This window comes from Kitasatospora sp. NPDC002227 (assembly GCF_040296285.1).
GTDB lineage: Bacteria > Actinomycetota > Actinomycetes > Streptomycetales > Streptomycetaceae > Kitasatospora.
On record NZ_JBEOWY010000022.1, the window covers coordinates 58520 to 78958 of the forward strand.

The 20439-nt window shown below is 74.4% G+C and carries 16 protein-coding genes and 1 pseudogene; 16 read left to right on the top strand and 1 reads right to left on the bottom strand.

The genetic code is table 11. The features are described 5' to 3' along the window. The first annotated feature begins 144 nt into the window (after positions 1 to 144). The 7 genes and pseudogenes from ABT095_RS20685 to ABT095_RS20715 all read left to right on the top strand — a co-directional run. Positions 145 to 1365, top strand: a complete 1221-nt coding sequence (locus tag ABT095_RS20685; protein ID WP_350530956.1) for a TadA family conjugal transfer-associated ATPase — start codon at positions 145 to 147, stop codon at positions 1363 to 1365. Beyond that, complete coding sequence (locus ABT095_RS20690; RefSeq protein WP_350530906.1) at positions 1362 to 1487, top strand: hypothetical protein; 126 nt, start codon at positions 1362 to 1364, stop codon at positions 1485 to 1487. Before ABT095_RS20685 ends, ABT095_RS20690 begins: the two co-directional genes overlap by 4 nt. Continuing rightward, positions 1487 to 2626, top strand: coding sequence for a type II secretion system F family protein (locus ABT095_RS20695; RefSeq protein WP_350530907.1), 1140 nt, complete (start codon positions 1487 to 1489; stop codon positions 2624 to 2626). Before ABT095_RS20690 ends, ABT095_RS20695 begins: the two co-directional genes overlap by 1 nt. A gap of 254 nt (positions 2627 to 2880) precedes the next feature. Continuing rightward, on the top strand, positions 2881 to 3477 hold the full coding sequence (locus tag ABT095_RS20700) for a type II secretion system F family protein (RefSeq protein WP_350530908.1): 597 nt from the start codon (positions 2881 to 2883) through the stop codon (positions 3475 to 3477). A gap of 143 nt (positions 3478 to 3620) precedes the next feature. Further along, positions 3621 to 3920, top strand: coding sequence for a DUF4244 domain-containing protein (locus tag ABT095_RS20705; RefSeq protein ID WP_350530909.1), 300 nt, complete (start codon positions 3621 to 3623; stop codon positions 3918 to 3920). Further along, positions 3910 to 4308, top strand: a complete 399-nt coding sequence (locus tag ABT095_RS20710; RefSeq protein WP_350530910.1) for a TadE family type IV pilus minor pilin — start codon at positions 3910 to 3912, stop codon at positions 4306 to 4308. Before ABT095_RS20705 ends, ABT095_RS20710 begins: the two co-directional genes overlap by 11 nt. 138 nt (positions 4309 to 4446) lie before the next feature. Beyond that, positions 4447 to 4680: pseudogene (locus tag ABT095_RS20715) on the top strand (Rv3654c family TadE-like protein); the annotation flags it as partial. Positions 4681 to 4899: 219 nt separating this feature from the next. On the opposite strand, the gene ABT095_RS20720 reads toward ABT095_RS20715, so the two are convergent. Then, on the bottom strand, positions 4900 to 7257 hold the full coding sequence (locus ABT095_RS20720; protein ID WP_502884941.1) for a DEAD/DEAH box helicase: 2358 nt from the start codon (positions 7255 to 7257) through the stop codon (positions 4900 to 4902). A 218-nt stretch (positions 7258 to 7475) separates the two neighbouring features. Between ABT095_RS20720 and ABT095_RS20725 the strand changes: the two genes are divergently transcribed. From ABT095_RS20725 to ABT095_RS20765, 9 genes are all read left to right on the top strand, one after another. After that, a complete protein-coding gene (locus ABT095_RS20725) occupies positions 7476 to 7817 on the top strand; it encodes an STAS domain-containing protein (protein WP_104816962.1) in 342 nt (113 codons plus the stop codon). Between the two features lie 328 nt (positions 7818 to 8145). Beyond that, positions 8146 to 8571 (top strand): ATP-binding protein, encoded by a 426-nt coding sequence (locus ABT095_RS20730; RefSeq protein WP_350530911.1) that lies wholly within the window; start codon positions 8146 to 8148, stop codon positions 8569 to 8571. Between the two features lie 266 nt (positions 8572 to 8837). Then, positions 8838 to 9206: a cyclophilin-like fold protein gene (locus ABT095_RS20735; RefSeq protein ID WP_350530912.1), complete on the top strand. Its 369-nt coding sequence runs from the start codon at positions 8838 to 8840 to the stop codon at positions 9204 to 9206. A gap of 136 nt (positions 9207 to 9342) precedes the next feature. Next, positions 9343 to 10068 (top strand): small secreted protein, encoded by a 726-nt coding sequence (locus ABT095_RS20740; protein WP_350530913.1) that lies wholly within the window; start codon positions 9343 to 9345, stop codon positions 10066 to 10068. A 68-nt stretch (positions 10069 to 10136) separates the two neighbouring features. Next, complete coding sequence (locus tag ABT095_RS20745) at positions 10137 to 11684, top strand: DUF7059 domain-containing protein (protein ID WP_350530914.1); 1548 nt, start codon at positions 10137 to 10139, stop codon at positions 11682 to 11684. A 198-nt stretch (positions 11685 to 11882) separates the two neighbouring features. Continuing rightward, positions 11883 to 12380, top strand: coding sequence for a DUF3592 domain-containing protein (locus tag ABT095_RS20750; RefSeq protein WP_350530915.1), 498 nt, complete (start codon positions 11883 to 11885; stop codon positions 12378 to 12380). 541 nt (positions 12381 to 12921) lie between these two features. Further along, positions 12922 to 15795, top strand: a complete 2874-nt coding sequence (gene topA, locus ABT095_RS20755; RefSeq protein ID WP_350530916.1) for a type I DNA topoisomerase — start codon at positions 12922 to 12924, stop codon at positions 15793 to 15795. Positions 15796 to 15944: 149 nt separating this feature from the next. Further along, entirely contained in the window at positions 15945 to 19223 is a 3279-nt protein-coding gene (gene tmk / locus ABT095_RS20760) for a dTMP kinase (protein ID WP_350530917.1), read from the top strand. Between the two features lie 77 nt (positions 19224 to 19300). Then, on the top strand, positions 19301 to 20437 hold the full coding sequence (locus ABT095_RS20765) for an acyltransferase family protein (protein ID WP_350530918.1): 1137 nt from the start codon (positions 19301 to 19303) through the stop codon (positions 20435 to 20437). The last annotated feature ends 2 nt before the right edge of the window (positions 20438 to 20439 follow it).

Below are 20439 nucleotides of genomic sequence, written 5' to 3' on the forward strand. Positions count from 1 at the left end.
CGTGGACGTGGCCGGGCCGACGCCCGGGAGGCCGAAGGGCGCGGCTCGGTGGGCCCGCACCGCAGGCCGCTGGGCCACCGCGCCCGCCTGCCTGCCCCGCCCGGCCTGCCGCCCCGGCCCGAACCCGGGCCTGCGGCACCGGTCCTGGCGGCCGACCAGAGCCCCCGCCACCCGGTGGAGGACCGTACCGCCGCACTGATCGACGCGGTCCGCCTGCGGCTCGCCGAGGCAGGCGCTCCGCCCACCAGTGGATCGGTCGCCGCCGCGCTCCGGGCGGCCAGGCCCCCGCTCGGCGGGGGCGACACCCTGGACGCCGTCCGGGCCCTGCACGCCGAGCTGGTCGGGGCTGGCCCGCTCGACCAGCTCCTGAACACCCCGGGCGTCACCGACGTCCTGGTCAACGGGCCTGACGAGGTGTGGATCGACCGGGGCGCGGGCCTGGAGCGCGCGTCGGCGGTCCGGTTCGCGGACGCCGAGGCTGTGCGCCACCTCGCCCACCGGCTGGCGACGGCGGCCGGCCGCCGCCTCGACGACGCCCGGCCCTGGGTCGACGCCCGCCTGCCCGACGGCACCAGGCTGCACGCCGTGCTGCCGCCGATCGCCGCCGGGTGCACCCACATCTCGCTCCGGGTCTGCCGCTCCCGCCCGTTCACCCTGGACGAGTTGGTCGCGGCCGGGGCCCTGCCGCCCGTCGGGGCGGAGCTGTTGGCGGGTGTCGTCCGGGCCCGCCTCTCGCTGCTGATCAGCGGTGGGACCGGCACCGGGAAGACCACCCTGCTCGCCGCACTGCTCGGCCTGGTCGGGCCGGGCGAGCGGATCGTCCTCGCAGAGGACTCCGCCGAACTGCGGCCCGACCACCCGCACGTGGTGCGGCTGCAGAGCCGCCCGCCCAACCAGGAGGGCTTGGGCGAGCTCACCCTGCGGGATCTCGTCCGGCAGGCCCTGCGGATGCGGCCCGACCGGCTCGTGGTCGGCGAGGTGCGCGGTGCCGAAGCCAGCGACCTGCTGACCGCCCTCAACACTGGCCACGAAGGTGGCAGCGGCACTGTCCACGCCAACACTGCGGCGGACGTCCCGGCCCGGTTGGAAGCCCTTGGCGCACTCGCCGGGTTGGACCGGCTCTCCCTGCACAGCCAACTCCGGTCCGCGCTGGACGTGGTCGTCCACCTGGCCCGGGAGCCGGAGACCGGTCTGCGCCGGGTGGCCGAGCTGCACGTCCTCACCGAGGACGCCCAGGGGCTCGCGGTCACGGCCCCGGCGGTGACCTTCACCCCGTACGGGGAGTGCGCCACCGGGCCCGGGTGGCACCGGCTCCGGGAGCGCTGCGCCGCGCGCGGGGTCGAGCTGCCGAGGAGCCCGCGATGAGGCGGGCGTGCGCCCTGGCCGGGCTGCCGCTCCGGCAGGTCGAGGGGATCTGGGCGCTGGCGATGTTCGCGGTGGCGCTGACCGCCTGGTGCCTGCTCCAGGCTTCGAGGAAGGGGCTGTGATGACTGTGCCGGCGACGATGGCCGACCCGGACGCACCCGCGTTCCGGTGGGTCCGACACCTCTGGGTGAGGGTCTGGTGGGCGGGCGAGCGGGGGCCCTGGGCGGTCAGGGCTGCGCTGCTCTGCTGTGTGCTGGTCCTGGTCGGGAGCGGGCTCTCCGCACTCCGGGAGTACCGGCGCCGAACGCGGACGGTCCGGCGCATCCACAGGCTGGGGACAACGGTCTCCCGTCCGTGCGGCGCCGGGTGGTTCACCCGGCTGCGCGCCCGTCGGCCCCGGTGGCTGGTGGCGGAGCTGCTGCTCCTGCCGCTCGGGCTGGTCCTGGCCAGAGCAGCCCGTTCCCCGGTGCCACTGGCGGGCGCGGCGGTCGCCCTACTGCCGCTGCGGCGGTGGCGGCAGCGGCGCAGGGTGACGGCCGAGGCCCGGCGGCGGGCTTCGGCGGTGATCGAGTTGTGCGAAGGACTGGCGGCCGAGCTGCGTAGCGGAGCGACCCCGGAGCAGGCCCTGCACACGGTGACCTCGAGGGGCAGCTCCCTCAGGCGCGGCCTCGGGGACGGAACGACGGCCCGGCTCACCGCAGGCCGCTACGGCGGCAACATCCCGGCCGCGCTGCGGGAGCTCGCCACGCTCCCGGGCGGGCAGGGCGGCGCGGCGCTGGCCGCCTGCTGGCACCTCACGACCGAGAGCGGCGTCGGCCTGGCCGCCGGGCTCGACCAGGTCGCGGACGCGCTGCGGGCAGAGCGCTCGCTCGCGGAGGAGATCGCGGGAGAGCTGGCCGCCCCTCGGGCGACCATCGTGGTCCTCGCCGCGCTGCCGTCCGTCGGCCTGCTGCTCGGTGCGGCGCTCGGGGCACGGCCCGTCCAGGTGCTCCTGCACACACCAGCCGGGTTGGTCTGTCTGCTCCTCGGGGTGGCGCTGGAAGCCCTCGGCCTGGTGTGGACGGGCCGGATCATCCGCGCCGTCACCGAGCCCGCGGGGTGGCGCGGTCCGGGCAGCCGGGTCGGGGGCCGGTGGCGAGCACGGACTTCCGTCACCGGAGCCGGGCCAGGGTCAGGGGCCAGGGCCGGCGGATCGGCGAGTGCCGCCGGGCGTCGGCTGCCGAGGCCCGGGCCGCGCGCACTGACGGGGGCGGTCGGATGAGCCGGGAGGTGCTGGTGGAGCTGGTCCTGGAGGGGGCGGCGACGGAGCTGCTCGACCTGGCCCGACGGCGGAGGACACGACGGCGCCTCGACCGGATCCGGCCGGGATCCGAGCGAGGACCTGACGGCGGGCCAGGAGTCGCCGGGCCGGAGCCGCGGTGGGGCCGCCGACCGGTGCGCCGCCGCGGGCCGCGACTGGGCGGCCGTCCGGGCAGCGCCCCGACGGCAGCGCGGGGGCGTCGGGGAGCCGAGTGGGTGGTGCCGTTGGCGGCGGGGTTGGGCGTCACCGCGCTGGTCGGCGGTCCGCTCGGTGTGGCGGCCGGAGCGGTGCTGACCCTGGCCGCGCGGCGGTGGCTGCCCCGGCCGAGGCCGGCCGCCGTCCGGCGGCAGGAGCTGGAGCGGGAGCTGCTGACCTGTCAGCTTCCGCTGGCGGCCGAACTGCTGGCCGCCTGCCTCCAGTCCAGCTCCTCGCCGGCCGCGGCAGCCGCCGCCGTGTCCGGGAGCGTCGGCCCGCCGATGCGCGACCGGCTCGCCGCCACCGCGGCGGAGCTGTCCCTGGGAGCGCCACCGGAGCTCTGCTGGGGGCGGCTGGGCGAGGGATGCCCACCGTTGGCGCCGCTCTCCCGCTGCCTGGTCCGTACGAGCCTCAGCGGAGCTCCACCGGCCGCCCCGCTCACCGGTCTGGCGCAGGCGCAGCGGGCCACCGCGAGACGGGCCGCGCACGCACGGGTCCGACGGGCAGGGGTGCTCGCCACGGCCCCGCTGGGCGTGTGCTTCCTGCCCGCGTTCGTCCTCATCGGCGTCATTCCGGTGGTGATGGGGCTGACCACCCTGTTCGCGCAGCGCATCTGAGCGGTGGGGGAGCGGGGCAGGCGGGTGGCCGGAGGGCCGGTCCGCCGCAGGTGATCCCGACAACTGACACACAGTCGACAACCGGCTCCGCTTACGCGTGCTGCGGGAGCAGCAGGCGGAGCCTCGAACGAGAGGAAGACACCATGACGAGCACGACCAACGCCCTGCTGCCCAACCCGGTTCCGCCGTCCGAGGCGGCTGAGGTGTCCACCACCGAGCATCAGCCGTTCGCGGCGATCTGCCTGCGCCGCCTGGGCCGGTTCCGGTCCCGGGCCGCCCTGCGCGGTGCGGTCCGTGGTGATGCCGGAATGGCCACCGCGGAGTACGCGATCGGGACGGTCGCAGCCTGTGCCTTCGCGGCGATCCTCTACAAGGTCGTCACGAGCGGCACGGTCTCGGGGGCGCTCGCCTCCCTGCTGGACCGGGCGCTCCATGCGGTCTAGCAGGGGCCGCCTGACCGGTGACGGGGGCTTCGCTACGGCGGAGACGGCAGTCGCGCTGCCCGCGCTGGTGCTGCTCGCCGCGATGTTGACCTGGGGAGTGGTGGCTGCCGCCGGGCAGATCCGCTGTGTCGACGCGGCCCGGGTGGGTGCCCGGGCCGCCGCCCGGGGCGAGGCGGACGCGGCCGGCCTCGCCCAGCGGGCCGCCCCCGCCGGGGCGAGCGTCGAGGTGGCGGAGGAGGGCCGGGAAGTCCGGGTGACGGTGGAGGCGCCGTGTCTGGGCCCCGGGCGGCTCGGCGCCGCACTGTCCGTCAAGTTGTCCGCGACGGCCGTGGCCGAGCGCGAGGACGAGATCGGCCCCCTGGCGGGCGCATCCCTGTTGTACGAGTGACACGACTGACACGACTGACACGACTGACACGGGTGACATGAGTGCCAAGAGTGGGACGAGCGAGAGGACCGAACTGCCATGAGAGCAGTGCGAGCTGGGGACAGCGGGTCGGCGACGGTGTGGCTGGTGTCGCTGGCAATGGTGGGCTGCGTGGTCTTCGCGGTCTGCCTGGCTCTCGGTTCGGCCGTGGCGGCCCGGCACCGGGCCGAGTCGGCGGCCGATCTCGCCGCGCTGGCCGCAGCCGACCGGCTCCTGCTGGATCCGGACGGCGGTTGCGGGCGGGCCGCCCGCATCGCGGCGGAGCACCGGGCCGCCCTCGTCTCCTGCGAGGTCGACCGCGACGCCGACCATGTGGACGTAGTCGCCGAAGTGCCGATCCCGGGCCTGCCGGTCCCGGTCGGCCCGGCCCGGGCCCGCTCCCGGGCAGGCCCGGTCTGGGCTTGGGGCCCCGAGGAGTTCGCCCTGGACGTCAGCCTGTCACTCCCCGCCGTCGTCGCTCCCGTCAGCGCCCCCGGCCCCCTGCTGGGCTCTGCGCCCCTGCCGGGCCCCGCCTCCCTGCCGGGCCCCGCCTCCCTGCCAGGCCCTGCCGCCCTACCGGGCTCTGCCTCCGTCCGAGGACGCGCGCCCGGGACCGCCGGGCGCGCCCGCCAGCAGAGCGTCGAGCAGCCGCACGGCGGCGGCCTTGTCCAACGGATCGTTGCCATTGCCGCACTTGGGCGACTGGACGCAGGACGGGCAGCCGCGCGCGCACTCGCACGCCGCGATCGCGTCCCGCGTGGCCCCGAGCCACTGCTCGGCCCGCCGGTAGCCCCGCTCGGCGAAGCCCGCGCCGCCGGAGTGGCCGTCGTAGACGAAGACGGTGGGGAGCAGTGTGTCGGGGTGCAGCGGCACCGAGACACCACCGATGTCCCAGCGGTCGCAGGTCGCGAACAGCGGCAGCAGACCGATGGAGGCGTGCTCGGCCGCGTGGGCGGCGCCGGGGAGCAGGTCGAACGGAATCTCGGCGTCGGCCAGTTGTTCCTCGGTGACGGACCACCAGACCGCCCGGGTGCGCAGCGTCCTGGGTGGCAGGTCGAGCTTGGTCTCGCCCATGATCTCGCCCGTGGCGATCCGCTTGCGCAGGTAGCCGACCACCTGGTTGACCACCTCCACCGAGCCGAAGCTCAGCCGCGCCTCGCCCCACTCGACCGTTTCGTCGGTCGTGAGCACCGAGATGGACGTGATGTCGCGGGCCGAGGTGGTGTAGGGCGGATCGGCCCGTTCGACCAGGGCGACCGAGGTCTCCAGGTCGAGATCGCGCACCAGGTAGGTGCGCCCCTGGTGGAGGTGGACGGCGCCGGAGTGGACGGTGGTGTGCGCGGCGGCGGCATCGACGGTGCCGAGCAGCCGCCCGGTCTCCACCTCCACGATCTGCACCGGGCTCCCGCCGCTGCCGCGCAGGTCCACCGAGTCGGCGGCCCGCTCCCGGCGGGTCCAGTACCAGCCCCCGTCGCTGCGCCGGCGCAGCAGCCCCCGCTGCTCCAGGACGGGCAGCAACTGGGCGGTGGACGGTCCGAAGAGGTCCAGGTCGGCATCGGTCAGAGGGAGTTCGGCGGCCGCGGCGCACAGGTGCGGGGCGAGCACGTGCGGGTTGTCGGGGTCGAGCACGGTGGCTTCGACCGGGGTGGCGAACAGGGCCTCCGGGTGGTGCACCAGGTAGGTGTCCAGCGGGTCGTCCCGGGCGATCAGCACCGCGAGCGCCCCCTGGCCCTCCCGCCCGGCCCGGCCGGCCTGCTGCCAGAGGGAGGCCCGGGTGCCGGGGTAGCCGGCCATCAGCACGGCGTCCAGGCCCGAGACGTCGACGCCGAGCTCCAGCGCGGAGGTGGAGGCGAGCCCGAGCAGGCGCCCCGAGTGCAGGTCCCGCTCGATCGCGCGCCGCTCCTCCGCGAGGTAACCGCCCCGGTACGCGGCGACCCGGCTGCCGAGCGGGGAGCCCAGCTGGTCCTGCGCCTGCAGGGCGACGAGTTCGGCCGCCCAGCGGGAGCGGACGAAGACAACCGTCCGGGTGTTCTGCTGGACCAGCTCGGTGAGCAGGTAGCCGGCCTCGGCCGTGGCCGTCCGGCGGACCGGGGCGCCGTGCTCGCCGACGTTCTCGGTCAGCGGAGGCTCCCACAGGGCGAAGACCAGCGGGCCACGCGGCGAGGCGTCCTCGGTCACCGCCACCGCGGGCAGCCCGGTGAGCCGTCGCGCGGTGGCGGCCGGGTCGGCCGTGGTGGCGGAGGCGAGCAGGAAGGTCGGCTCGGAGCCGTAGCGGGCGCAGAGCCGCCGCAGCCGGCGCAGCACCTGGGCGACGTGGGAGCCGAACACACCCCGGTAGCTGTGGCACTCGTCCACGACCACGTACTTGAGCGCCTTCAGGAAGGAGGCCCACCGCGGGTGGGCCGGCAGGATGCCCCGGTGCAGCATGTCGGGGTTGGTGAGCACGTACGAGGCGTACTGCCGCACCCACTCCCGCTCCTCGGGCGGCGTGTCCCCGTCGTAGAGGGCGGCCCGGACCCTGGGCGGGACGAGCTCGGCGGCCCGGCGGCGCTGGTCGGCCGCCAGGGCCTTGGTCGGTGCGAGGTAGAGCGCCGTCGCGCCCCGCCCGTTGGACGCCTCGGTGCCGGTCAGAAGGTCACTGAGGACGGGCGCGAGGTACCCCAGCGACTTGCCCGAAGCGGTGCCTGTGGCAATCACCACAGTTTGACCGTTTTTGGCCAGTTGCATGGCTTCGGACTGGTGTGCCCATGGCTGCGCCACGCCCAGCTCGCGGGCGGCGTCGATCACCTCCGCGCGGATTCCGGCAGGCCAGGGGGCATGGCGGGCATCGCGGGCGGGAAGATGCTCCGTATGAGTGAGTCGGTCGGCTCGGGCCCGTCCGGCGGTCAGCGTGGTGAGCAGGGCCTCGGGCAGGCGTGGGCTGGGCGGCATGAGGACCCAGTGTGTCATCGGAGTGACGGAGAATCGCTCCAAGCCATCGTGCGGGCATGGTCGCAAGTGGTTGAATGAAGCCGTGACGGCCGCATGGCCGAGGGTCGCAACGTCGAGGCTCACCACGCAGCGCTGTGGCGCGCCCCGCTCGGACCCAGCGGTGACGGCCATCCGGCCAGGATCGCAATGACGTAGCAAGGCAAGGTGCTGGAGGTTCCGTGGACCTGTCCCTGTCGACCCACAACATCGACGACCGCACGGTTGTCGAGGTCGGTGGCGAGATCGATGTGTACACCGCCCCCAAGCTGCGGGAGCAGCTGGTCGAGCTCGTCAACGACGGCAACTACCACCTGATCGTCGACATGGAGGGCGTGGACTTCCTCGACTCGACCGGCCTGGGTGTCCTGGTCGGCGGGCTGAAGCGAGTCCGGGCGCACGAGGGTTCGCTGCGGCTGGTGTGCAACCAGGAGCGCATCCTGAAGATCTTCCGGATCACCGGTCTGACCAAGGTCTTCCCGATCCACAACTCGGTCGAGGAAGCCGTCGCGGCAACCGACTGACGGTGCACCACCGATCAGGTGGCCGACCGGCGGTGATCGCCTGCTGGTGATCGACCGTCGGCGGCCGGCCGGGCCGTAGGCCTGCCGGTCGTGGTCGCCCGAGGCCGCCGGGGCACTCCGGCGGTTGACCGACCGATACCGAACGCTTCCGGACAGTTCCGGGCGTTCCCGTGCGGCGCCGTCGGCGCGTGCGCACGTTCTTCGACACGCCGGCGTCAGGCGTACCGGTGGGGCTCTGGGCCTCCGCCGGTTCGTGCGGGCGCCGCACCGCCCCGGTGCCCGTGCAGAGGCCGCGAGACTCGGGGGAGTTACCCCGGAGGGGCAGACAATGGCAACCGTCGAACTTCGATTCAGCGCGCTCCCCGAGCACGTGCGGACGGCGCGGCTGGTGGCCGCGGCGGTGGCGCGCCGGGCCGGGGTGGACGAGTCGGTGCTCGACGAGGTGCGCCTGGCCGTCGGCGAGGCGTGCTCGCGAGCGGTGAGCCTCCATCAGCGGGTCGGCGTCGACGGTGCGGTGCGCGTCGCGCTCACGGACCAGGAGAAGCGTTTCCTCATCGAGGTCGAGGACGAGGCCGGTTCGATCGGTCTGCCGGCGGCCGGCCCGGCGGTCGGCGAGGACGCCGACCCCGAGGAGGACACCCTCGGTCTCGCCGTGATCACCGGCCTGGTGGAGGACGTCGAGGTCACCACCGGGGCGGAAGGCAGCCTGATCCGGATGAGCTGGCCGCTCTCGGGCGTGGAAGACGTCCTCTGACGCCCCGTCCGGCATCTCCTGGCACCTCCTGGCATCTCCTGGCACCTCCTGGCATCTCCCGGCGCCTTCCGGTATCTCCCCGGGCCACCCGGCGACCTCCCGTGTCGCGACACGTCGCGGCGCTCCTCGGCGCTTGCCGGCGCGGCCCGGCACCTCCCAGGACGAGCCCTGCGGCTGCTTCGGGCACCCAATGCGGTTGACAAATTGTTGAATATGGCGGTTCCCTGCTCTCGGCGCGATCGGTTCGGTTCGAGAGAAGGACACCCATGCGGATACGCATTCTGTGGCCGGCCGGGCAGACCACTGCCACCCTTCGTGCCACCCCCACGGCCGAGCAGCTCTGGAGCGCCCTGCCGATCCGCTCCTCCGCGAACACCTGGGGCGACGAGGTGTACTTCGACACCCTCCTCGCCGTGGACCGCGAGGAGGACGCCCAGCAGGTGGTCGCGCCGGGGACGGTCGCGTTCTGGACGGAGGGCGACAGCCTGGCCCTCCCGTTCGGCCCGACGCCGATCTCGCGGGGCAGCGAGTGCCGTCTGGCCAGCCCCTGCAACATCCTCGGCACCCTGGACGGCGACCCGCAGGTCCTGCGGACGGTGCGCGGCGGCGACCCGATCAGTGTCGAACGGGCCTGACCGGTCGGCCCGGACGGCGGCCGGCCCCGGGGCCGGCTCGGCCGTCGGTCGGTTGCGCCGCCGGGCGCCCGTGTAGGTTCGCTGATCGATGACCGAGGCGGACCGAGGCCGAGGAACCTACCGAAAGGGCTCTGCGGTGAACAAGCGACTGCTGACCGTACCCGCGCTGGGCGCGCTGCTGGCATTCGGGGCTGTCGCCTGTGGCAGCGACAACACCGCCCAGCTGAACTCCTGGGCGACGAACGTCTGCGAGGCCGCGCAGAGCCCGATCGCGAAGTCCCGGACCGCCCTGGCCGACACGGGCGCCGTCAAGCCGGGCGAGGGCCCCGCCGACCTCCAGAAGCGCCTTGCGGCCGACCTCGCGACACTCGCGGACACCGACCAGAAGCTCGCCGAGGCCATCGACAAGGCCGGCACCCCGAAGGTCGACCAGGGGGCCAAGCTCCAGCAGGACGCGGTGGGCGAGCTGAAGCAGACCGCCCAGGGCTACCTGGACGTGCAGAAGAAGCTCACCGTCCTGCCGAGCAACGACCAGGCCCGGTTCGCCGACGGTCTGCGGAGCATCGGTGACCAGGTACAGCGCCTGGCCCAGCAGTCGACGGACGCCCTCGGCAAGCTCCAGAGCGGCGAGCTGGCCACGGCCATGGCGAAGCAGCCCGGCTGCAAGGCGAGCCCGGCCGCCACGCCGTCGACCGCCTCGACCGCCTCGACCGCCTCGACCGCCTCCGCACCCGCGACCCCCGCGAGCGGCGCGCCGTCCGCCCCGTCCGGCGCCTCGCAGCCCCCGGCCGCGCAGGCCCCCGCCTCGCAGCCCCCCGCCACGCAGGCCCAGGCCCAGACCCCGAGCCCGTCCAAGAGCTGACCCGGCGCCCGCGCCACGGGCGTGTCGGGGCGGGCCGGCGGGGCCGGGGCAGGCGGGACAATGGGGCGGTGACCAGTAGCCCCGTTCTTGACCCCGCCCGCCTCGCGAAGCTCCGCGAGGCGCTGCTCGCCGCCTCGTTCACCGCCGACGGCTGCCTCGACCTGCTCGGCCCCACGGCCTACGCCGCGCTGGCCCGCAGCGAGGCGGTCCCCGCGCTGCGCGCCACCCGGGGCGGGAGCCCGCTGGAGACGCTGGTACGGCTGTTCCTGCTGCAGCAGCCGGTCCCGTTCGCGGCGGCCGCCGCCGCGCTGCCCGTCGAGGACTGCCTGGCGGACGGCTGGCTGGTCCGGGGCACCGGGGCGGACGGCGGCGACGTGGTCCGGGCCACGGTGGACGTCCGGCCGTACGCCAACGAGGTCGCCGGGCTGCCCAGCGCCGAGGCCTGGGTGGTCTCCGACCTGGGCTGCGCCGTGGGCGGGGCCGGCGGCATCGGCTCCGGTGAGACGGCCGAGGGCGTGGCCCGGAAGGACCTCGTGCTCGGGGTCGGCGGGGCATCCACCACCCTGGCCAACCTCTCGGTGCGGCGGCCCGTGCGGGCAGCGCTGGACCTCGGCTCCGGCTCCGGGGTGCAGGCGCTGCACGCCGCCCGCCATGCCCAGCGGGTCACCGCGACCGACCTCAACCCCCGGGCGCTGCACTTCTCCCGGCTGACGCTGGCCCTCTCGGGCTTCGAGAACGCCGACTTCGCCGAAGGCAGCCTCTTCGAGCCGGTGGGCGAGCGGAAGTTCGACCTGATCGTGTCCAACCCGCCCTTCGTCATCTCGCCCGGCAGCCGATTCGTCTACCGGGACGGCGGGATGGCCGGTGACGACCTCTCGCGCAGCCTGGTGCGCGCCGCGGCGGCCCACCTGGAGCCCGGCGGCTACTGCCACCTGCTGGCCAACTGGCAGCACGTCAAGGGCGAGGACTGGCAGGAGCGGCTCTCCGGCTGGGTGGCCGGCACCGGCCTGGACGCCTGGGTGGTCCAGCGGGACGTCCAGGACGTGGCCCAGTACGTCGAGCTGTGGCTGCGCGACGGTGGCGACCACCGCGGCCCCGGCTCCGACTACCAGACCCGCTACGACGAGTGGCTCGACACCTTCGAGGCCGCCCGGGTCGAGGGCATCGGCTTCGGCTGGATCACCCTGCGGGCCGGCGGCGCCGAGCAGCCGACCGTCCGGGTCGAGGACTGGCCGCACTCGGTCGAGCAGCCGCTCGGCCCGCACATCGAGAGCTGGTTCGACCGGCAGGACTTCCTCCGGGCGCACGACGACGCGGCCCTGCTGGCCACCCGTTACGTGCTCGCCGACGAGGTGGTCCAGGAGCAGGTGGGCGCCCCCGGCGCGGAGGATCCGGAGCACGTGATCCTCCGTCACAACCGTGGCATGCGGCGGGCCACCAAGGTCGACACCGTCGGCGCCGGCTTCGTCGGCGTCTGCGACGGCACGCTCTCCGCCGGGGAGATCGTCGACGCGATCGCCCAGCTGCTGGGCGAGGACCGGGTGGTCCTGCGCGACCGCGTCCCGGAGTCGCTGCGCCTCCTCACCGAGCAGGGGTTCATCACCCCGGTGCGCTGAGCCTGCGTCTTGAGGGGTGAGATGCCCCGCGCCACCGTCGACCCGGCCGTGGTGCGGGGCAGTTCACCTGGTGGACCCCCGGGCGTCGCCCGCTGTACGTCGAACGGCAGTCCCGGGTTGTCCACAGGCTGTCACGCTCCGTCCACAAGGCTGTGGACAGTCCGGTGCCCACCGGCGGGCGAGCGAGGGAGACGAGCGGTGGAGACGCCGACGGCGATGAGCGCGGGAGTGATACTGACCTTCTTCGGCGGCGCTCTGCTGCTCTGGTGCGCCTCCGAACTGCGCCTTCGCCACCATCTGCGCCGCCACGGCGTCTCCGTGGCAGCCCGGGTGGTCGCCGACGCCGACCCGTTCGGCGAGCCCTACGGCGACCCGTACGGCGAGCTCGACAGCTCGCCGCTGCTCAGCTTCTCCACCCTCCCCTCGGTAGGGCTGGCCGGCGGCCTGCCCGGGGAGGCCGCCCGGAGCGAGTCGGTGCTGGCCCGCCCGCGCGGCATCACCGCGCTGCGGCGCCCCGCGCAGCTCTCGCCTGGCACGATCGTCCAGGTCTCGTACGACGCCCGTCGGCCGAGCCGCGTGGTGCTCGCCCAGGGCGAGACCGCCCCCGCGCTCCTCGGTGACGTCTTCTGGGCCCTGCTCGGCACCAGCGCCCTCGCCGGCGGCCTGAGCCTGCTCTCCTCCCTGCTGACCGCCTGACCGCCTGACCGCCTGACCGCCTGACCGCCTGACCGCCTGACCGCCTGGCCGTCCCCGCCGGCTGTCCGGCTGTCCGGCCGTCCCAGCGGCCGTCCCGTCGGCCGTCTGACCCTCCCACCCCTGCCCGCTGCCTTGTGGACCCGGGAGCACCCCAGAACCCGGCCAGGAGGCTGGGCCCGGGGCAGTGAGCTGATAGAGCCTGGGAAAGCTCCACGGTCGGACGAGGCCCCGGCCCGGTGGCCGAAAAGGGATGGCCGCAGGGTCGAGGAGACTGGTAGGTAGCTGGTGGGCGGCCGCTGCCACGGGCGTGAACGCACTGTCCGCGCAGCGAAAAGGCGCGGCATCGGGTTACCGTTCGAGTGGCGTGGGTGGGCCTTGCCGGTGAAATTGCCGGATCGGTCCGTTTGACAAGGGTGGCCAGGGTACGGTCACACTCCGCTGGTGGGGCCGTCGCGCAGCGGCAGCCCCGGCGGCGGTGGGAACGCCTCCCGTCGCCGATAGCGCCGCCAGCAGACGTTACGACCGGGAGAGAAGAGCGAAGGTGTCCCCGAGCAGCGAGACCGCGCACGGCAAGCGACTCGTCATTGTCGAGTCGCCGGCCAAGGCCAAGACGATCAAGGGCTACCTGGGCCCCGGGTACATCGTCGAGGCCAGCGTCGGGCACATCCGGGACCTCCCCGGCACGGCCGCCGAGGTTCCGGACCAGTACACCGGCGAGGTGCGCCGTCTCGGCGTGGACGTCGACCACGACTTCGCGCCCATCTACGTGGTGAACGCGGACAAGAAGTCGCAGGTCTCCAAGCTCAAGGCGCTGCTCAAGGAGTCCGACGAGCTCTTCCTCGCCACCGATGAGGACCGCGAGGGCGAGGCCATCGCCTGGCACCTCCAGGAGGTGCTCAAGCCCAAGGTCCCGGTCAAGCGGATGGTCTTCCACGAGATCACCAAGGCCGCGATCCAGGAGGCCGTCGCCAACCCGCGCGAGCTCAACCAGAAGCTGGTCGACGCCCAGGAGACCCGCCGCATCCTCGACCGCCTCTACGGCTACGAGGTCTCGCCGGTGCTCTGGAAGAAGGTCATGCCGAAGCTCTCGGCCGGCCGCGTCCAGTCCGTGGCGACCCGCCTGGTGGTCGAGCGCGAGCGGGAGCGGATGGCCTTCCGCACCGCCTCGTACTGGGACCTGACCGGCACCTTCGGCACTGGCCGCACCCCGGCGGACGCCGCGAACCCGGAGACCTTCGCCGCCCGGCTGAGCACCGTCGACGGCCGCCGGATCGCCTCCGGCCGTGACTTCGGCCCGGACGGGCAGCTGAAGACCGCGAACACCCTGCACCTGGACGAGCAGGCCGCCCGCGCGCTGGCCGCCGCCCTGGAGCAGACCGCGTTCAGCGTCCGCAGCGTCGAGTCCAAGCCGTACCGCCGCTCGCCGTACGCGCCGTTCCGCACCACCACGCTGCAGCAGGAGGCCAGCCGCAAGCTGGGCTTCGGCGCCAAGCGGACCATGCAGGTGGCCCAGAAGCTGTACGAGAACGGCTTCATCACCTATATGCGTACCGACTCGACCACGCTCTCGGACACCGCGATCACCGCGGCCCGCGCGCAGGTCACCCAGCTCTACGGCGCGAGCTACCTGCCCGACGCGCCGCGCACCTACGCCAGCAAGGTCAAGAACGCGCAGGAGGCGCACGAGGCGATCCGCCCCTCCGGCGACCGCTTCCGCACCCCGGCCGAGACGGCGCTGGGCGGCGACGAGTTCAAGCTCTACGAGCTGATCTGGATGCGCACCGTCGCCTCGCAGATGAAGGACGCCGTCGGGCAGTCCGTCACCGTGAAGGTCGGCGGCACCTCGGCGGACGGCCGCGCGGTGGAGTTCTCCGCCTCCGGCAAGATCATCACCTTCCACGGCTTCCTCAAGGCCTACGTCGAGGGCGCGGACGACCCGAACGCCGAACTGGACGACCGTGAGCGCCGTCTGCCGCAGGTCGCCGAGGGCGACCCGCTGGCCGCCGAGCAGCTCAACCCCGAGGGTCACTCGACCAAGCCCCCGGCCCGGTACACCGAGGCCTCGCTGGTCAAGGAGCTGGAGGACCGGGAGATCGGCCGCCCGTCCACCTACGCCTCGATCATCGACACGATCATCAACCGCAAGTACGTCTTCAAGAAGGGGACGGCGCTCGTCCCCTCCTTCCTCTCCTTCGCGGTCGTGAACCTGCTCGAGAAGCACTTCGGGCGCCTGGTCGACTACGACTTCACCGCCCGGATGGAGGACGACCTCGACCGGATCGCCGCCGGTGAGGCGCAGTCCGTGCCGTGGCTCAAGCGGTTCTACTTCGGCGAGGCCGAGGGCGAGGGCGTCGCCACCGGCGGGGCCGCCGACGCCGGCAACGGCGACGGCGACCACCTGGGCGGCCTCAAGGAGCTCGTGACCGACCTCGGGGCGATCGACGCCCGCGAGATCAGCTCCTTCCCGCTCAGCGACGAGATCACCCTGCGGGTCGGCCGCTACGGCCCGTACGTCGAGAAGGCCTCCGCCGTCGAGGGCGAGCCCGGCCAGCGCGCCGACATCCCCGACGAGATGCCGCCGGACGAGCTGACCGTCGAGCTGGCCGAGGAGCTGCTGGCCAAGCCGAGCGGCGACTTCGAGCTGGGCACCGACCCGGTCAGCGGCAACCCGCTGGTCGCCAAGGACGGTCGCTACGGCCCGTACGTCACCGAGATCCTGCCCGAGGGCACCCCGAAGACCGGCAAGAACGCGGTGAAGCCGCGGACGGCCTCGCTGTTCAAGACGATGTCGCTGGACACCGTCACGCTCGAGGACGCCCTGCGGCTGCTCTCGCTGCCGCGGGTGGTCGGCGCCGACGCCGAGGGCGTGGAGATCACCGCGCAGAACGGCCGCTACGGCCCGTACCTCAAGCGCGGCACCGACTCGCGGTCGCTCACCACCGAGGACCAGCTCTTCACGGTCACGCTGGAGGAGGCGCTGGCGATCTACGCCCAGCCCAAGCAGCGCGGCCGGGCCGCCGCCGCGCCGCCGCTCAAGGAGCTGGGCACCGACCCGGTCAGCGAGCGTCCGGTGGTGGTCAAGGACGGCCGGTTCGGCCCGTACGTCACCGACGGCGAGACCAACGCGACGCTGCGCAAGGACGACGACGTCGAGACGATCACGCCCGAGCGCGGTTACGAGCTGCTGGCCGAGAAGCGGGCCCGGGGCCCGGTGAAGAAGGCCGCCAAGAAGGCGCCGGCCAAGAAGGCGACCGCGACCAAGACGGCGGCCAAGAAGACCGCGGCCAAGAAGACGGCCGCCAAGAAGACCACGGCCGCCAAGAAGACCACGACGGCCAAGAAGACGACGGCGGCGAAGAAGACCACGACAGCCAAGAAGACGGCCGTGGCGAAGGCCGCCACCGACGAGAGCTGAGCTGAGAGTCCGCTCACAGCAGCGCCGTGTCCGCTACGGGCCCGCACTCACCGAGTGCGGGCCCGTAGCGCGTCACAACCCTGTCATGACCGGGCATCCGGAGCCTCCGCCCACCTTTTGCCCGAGGTGCCGACCGCTACGCTGACGGTATGACGAGCGAGGAGCAGCCCACCCCCACGAGCGCCGGAGCACCCGAGCCGCCCGAGGTCGCCCCCGCCGGGACGCCCGGTGAGCGGGCCCGGGCGCTGCTCCGCCAGCGGCCCTACCGGCGGCTGTGGACCGCCCAGCTGGTGGGCGGCACCGCCGACCGGCTCGGCGTCCTGGTACTGCTCGCGCTGACCTGGGCGGCCTCGTTCACGGGCAGCGCCTTCGGGCACGGCTACCGTGCCCAGGCCTTCGCCGTCGCCGCCGTGCTCGCGGCCCGGCTGCTCGGCACGCTGATCTTCGGCGCGGCGCTGCTGGGCCCGGTGCACCAGCTGGTGGCCCGCAAGCTGGACCGGCGCTGGGTGCTCCTCGGTGCCGACGCCTTCCGCGCCGTGCTGCTCGGCCTGGCGCCCTGGTGGCTGACCTGGACCAGCGCCTCGGCCGTCTACCCGCTGCTCGCCACCGCCTTCCTGGCCGGTGCCGCCGAGCGGATCTGGGCGGTGGCCAAGGACGCCGCGGTGCCCGGCCTGCTGCCGGTCGCCGACTCTTCCCCGGCCTTCGGCCGGGGAGGCCCCATTGCGCCCGCCGCCGAGCAGCGGCCCTCCGCCGCGAGCCTGGACACCGTCCGCACCGTCGAGCAGCGCACCGGCTGGGCCGCGCTTCCGCTGGCGGCCGTGCTGCTGACCGTCCTCACGCTGGTGAACAACACCGCGGCGGCGCTCGGCTCGCACTGGCTGCGGGCCCACCAGGTGACCGTCGCCGGGCTCGGCGCGGCCGCGCTGTTCGCCGCCTCCGCCGTGCTGATCTACCTGCAGGAGCTGCCCGCCGAGGTGCGCACCGGCCCGCGCTCCCCCCTGCAGGGCCTGCGCGCCCCCACCGACGCCACCCCCGGCCCCGCCCTCAGCAAGGGCCGCACCGGCTCCGCCCCGTACTTCACCTTCGCCGTCGCCGCCGCGTACGCCTCGATGGCCGGGGTCGCCGCCCTCGGGCTGCTGACCGCCGTCGACCACCGGGCCGGCCCGATCGGCTTCGCCCTGGTCGTGCTCGCCGCGACCGGCACCCCCGCGCTCGGCATCCGGATCACCCGGGCCACCCTGCCCAGCCTCTCCCGTCGCCGCCTGCTGGTGCTCGCGCTGCTCACCGCCGGGGTCGCGCTGATCCTGGCCGGGCTGGTGCTCGACTTCGTCCTGGTCCTGCTGCTCACCGCGCTGGCCGGGCTGGCCGCCGGGATCGTCGTCGCCACCGGCCGCACCCTGCTCGCCCAGGAGGTCGAGGAGCTGCGGCTGCCGAAGGTCACCGAGCACCTGTACGCGGTGCTGCGCCTGGTGGTCGGCGGCGCGCTGGTCGGCATGCCGCTGATCGCCGCCGCCTACGGCGAGGTGCAGTACGGCGAAGTCCGGCCGGGCGGGTTCACCTTCATCCACGGCGGGGCGGCGCTGGCCGTGGCCACCGCGGGGCTGCTGACCATGGCGCTGGCCGCCGTGGTGCTGCTCAAGACCGACGACCAGCGCGGCAGCGTGCCGCTCGGCCGCGAGCTGGTCCGCTCGCTGCGCGGCGGCGCCCCGTTGGCCCCGCACCGGGTGACCGGCACCGGCTTCTTCATCGCCCTGGAGGGCGGCGACGGTGCCGGCAAGTCCACCCAGGCCAACGCGCTCGCCGAGTGGATCCGCAGCAAGGGCCACGAGGTGGTGCTCACCCGCGAGCCCGGCGGCAGCCCGATCGGGCAGCGGCTGCGCGCGCTCGTCCTGGACGTCGGCAACACCGGCCTGTCGCACCGCGCCGAGGCGCTGATCTACGCGGCCGACCGGGCCGAGCACGTCGAGAACGTCATCCGCCCCGCGCTCGCGCGCGGCGCCGTGGTGATCACCGACCGGTACATGGACTCCTCGATCGCCTACCAGGGCGCCGGACGCGACCTGGCCGCCACCGAGGTCGCCCGGATCTCCCGCTGGGCCACCGGCGGGCTGGTGCCGGACCTGACCGTGGTGCTCGACGTCGACCCGACCGCCGCCCGCGAGCGGTTCACCGAGGCGCTGGACCGGCTGGAGTCCGAGCCCACCGAGTTCCACTCCCGGGTGCGGGCCGGCTTCCTCGCGCTGGCAGCCGCCGACCCGGCCCGCTACCTGGTGGTGGACGGCAGCCGGCAGCCCGCCGTCGTGACCACCGCGATCCGCCACCGGCTCGACCGCGAGCTGCCGCTCTCCGACCAGGAGAAGGCAGCCAGGGCCGAGCAGGAGCGCCTCGCCCGCGAGGAGGCCGAGCGCCGCGCCGCCGAGGAGGCCCGGCTCGCCGCCGAGGCCGCCGAGGCCGAGCGCAAGCGGCTCGCCCTCCTGGAGGAGCTGCGCGCCGAGCAGGCCGAGAAGGAGCGCCTGGCCGCCGAGGAGGCCCGCCGGGTGGCCGAGGAGGAGGCCGCCCGCAAGGCGGAGGAGGCCCGGCTCGCGGCCGAGGCCGCCGAGCGCAAGCGCGCCGCCGAGGAGGCCGCGCGGCAGGCCGAGGCCGAGGCCCGGCGCAAGGCCGAGGAGGCCGAGCGGGCCCGCCTGGCGGCGGAGGCTGAGGCCCAGGCCGAGCTGCAGCGCCAGCGGGACATCCAGCGCGCCGAGCAGCGGCGCCGGGCGGAGGAGGCGCTGCAGCGCGCCGAGGCGGCCCGGCTGGCGGCTGCGGCGGCTGCCGCTGCGGCTGTCGGTGGTGCGACGGTGGAGCTGACCAAGGTCGGCGGGGACGCCGCGCCGCGGGTCGAGGAGCCCACCCAGGAGATCTCCGAGCAGGACCGGCAGGCGGCCGTGCGGGCGGCCGAGGCCGCCGCGGCCGCGAAGGCCGGCAAGGCCGGCAAGGCCGGCAAGGCCGACGAGACGGCGGTCCTGCCCCGGGTCGCCCCGGCGGAGGAGACGGCGGTCCTGCCGCGGGTCGCCCCCGCCGACGAGACGGCCGTGCTGCCGCGGGTCGCCCCCGCGGAGGAGACCGCCGTGCTGCCCAAGGTGCCGTCGGCGGATTCCAAGGCCGACTCCAAGGCCGCTCCGAAGGCCGCTGCCCCGGACCGGCCGGTGCCGCTGGCCCCCGAGGACCGGGTGCCGCCCGGCCTCTGGCGGGAGCAGCCGGGCGAGGCCGAGCAGACCCGCGAGATGCCCGTGGTCGAGCCGCGCCCCCGCCCGGACTGGGCCGAGGAGACCCCGCTGGACGACCTCCCGAGCCTGACCGACACCCTGCTCGGTTCGCGTGCGGAGTGGGCGGACTGGGACGGTGAGGAGCCCCCGGGCAAGGACCGCAAGCGGCGCGGCCGCAAGTAGGAGCCGGACGGTACGGGCTGCCTCGGTAAGTGTCGGAGCGGCCCGGAGTGGTCCGGTTCTGCGGAGAGTTGGCGGTTGTGAAGAATGCTGGGCCGGCGCGGCTGGTCGCGCTGGACGGTCTGCGGTTCCTGGCTGTCCTGATGGTGGTGGCCTACCACTACGTGGCGTACGGCTCGGACTGGGCGCGGCCGCGCGGGGAGATCTTCCCCGGGGTGTACGTCCCGGCGGCGTACGGCTGGCTGGGCGTGCAGCTGTTCTTCCTGATCAGCGGCTTCGTGATCTGCCTCAGCTGCTGGGGCCGCTCGCTGGGTGACTTCTTCACCTCGCGGGTGGTGCGGCTCTTCCCCGCCTACTGGTTCGGGGTGCTGCTCACCACCGCCGTGCTCTGGGCCGTCCCGGGCGGGACGGCGCCCCGGCGCTGGCAGGACGTGCTGACCAATCTCACGATGGCCGAGTACCCGCTCGGGGTTCCGTACGTGGACGGCGTGTACTGGAGCCTCTGGGTGGAGGCGCGGTTCTACCTGCTGTTCGCCGTCGTGGTGTGGCTCGGGGTGACCTACCGCCGGGTGGTGGCGTTCTGCCTGCTCTGGCTGGTGGCCGGGGTGGTGGCCTGGGGGCTGCCCGGGGTGCCGCTGCTGCAGCTGGTGGTGATGCCGGAGTACTGCTGGTTCTTCGTGGCCGGGCTGGCGTTCTTCCTGATCTGGCGGTTCGGTCCTGACCTGCTGCTCTGGCTGCTGGTCGGCTTCAGCTTCCTGGCGGGCTGCCGGGCGACCGAGCCGACGTACAGGTTCGTCGCCGGGCAGGCCGAGGCGCAGCTGCCGCAGTGGGTCGTGGTCGCGCTGCTCGCGGTGTTCTACCTGCTGATGACCGGGGTCGCGCTCGGCTGGTTCCGCCGGATCGGGTGGCGGTGGCTGACCACGGCCGGGGCGGTGACCTACCCGCTGTACCTGCTGCACGAGGAACTCGGCTGGGAGGCGATCTTCGTCTTCCGCGCATCGGTGCCGCCGTGGCTGCTGGTCCTCGGGCTGGTCGTGGCGGTGACCGGGCTCTCCTGGCTGGTGCACCGCTGGGTGGAGCGGCCGGCCTCGGCCTGGCTGAAGGTGAGACTGCGGGCCTCCTTCGCGCGGCTGCGGGAGCCTGTCGCGCCGCCGGCGGTCGTCCCGGCGCAGGAGCCGCCGGTCGGGGTGGGCCCGGGTGTCGGCGGACGGCGTTAGGC

Excerpts from the sequence above, each read along its gene's own strand:
- ABT095_RS20690 (WP_350530906.1), top strand. The coding sequence starts at position 1,362 with ATGAGGCGGGCGTGCGCCCTGGCCGGGCTGCCGCTCCGGCAGGTCGAG.
- ABT095_RS20695 (WP_350530907.1), top strand. The coding sequence starts at position 1,487 with ATGACTGTGCCGGCGACGATGGCCGACCCGGACGCACCCGCGTTCCGG.
- ABT095_RS20705 (WP_350530909.1), top strand. The coding sequence starts at position 3,621 with ATGACGAGCACGACCAACGCCCTGCTGCCCAACCCGGTTCCGCCGTCC.
- ABT095_RS20710 (WP_350530910.1), top strand. The coding sequence starts at position 3,910 with ATGCGGTCTAGCAGGGGCCGCCTGACCGGTGACGGGGGCTTCGCTACG.
- ABT095_RS20720 (WP_502884941.1), bottom strand. The coding sequence starts at position 7,257 with ATGCCGCCCAGCCCACGCCTGCCCGAGGCCCTGCTCACCACGCTGACC.
- ABT095_RS20730 (WP_350530911.1), top strand. The coding sequence starts at position 8,146 with ATGGCAACCGTCGAACTTCGATTCAGCGCGCTCCCCGAGCACGTGCGG.
- ABT095_RS20735 (WP_350530912.1), top strand. The coding sequence starts at position 8,838 with ATGCGGATACGCATTCTGTGGCCGGCCGGGCAGACCACTGCCACCCTT.
- tmk (WP_350530917.1), top strand. The coding sequence starts at position 15,945 with ATGACGAGCGAGGAGCAGCCCACCCCCACGAGCGCCGGAGCACCCGAG.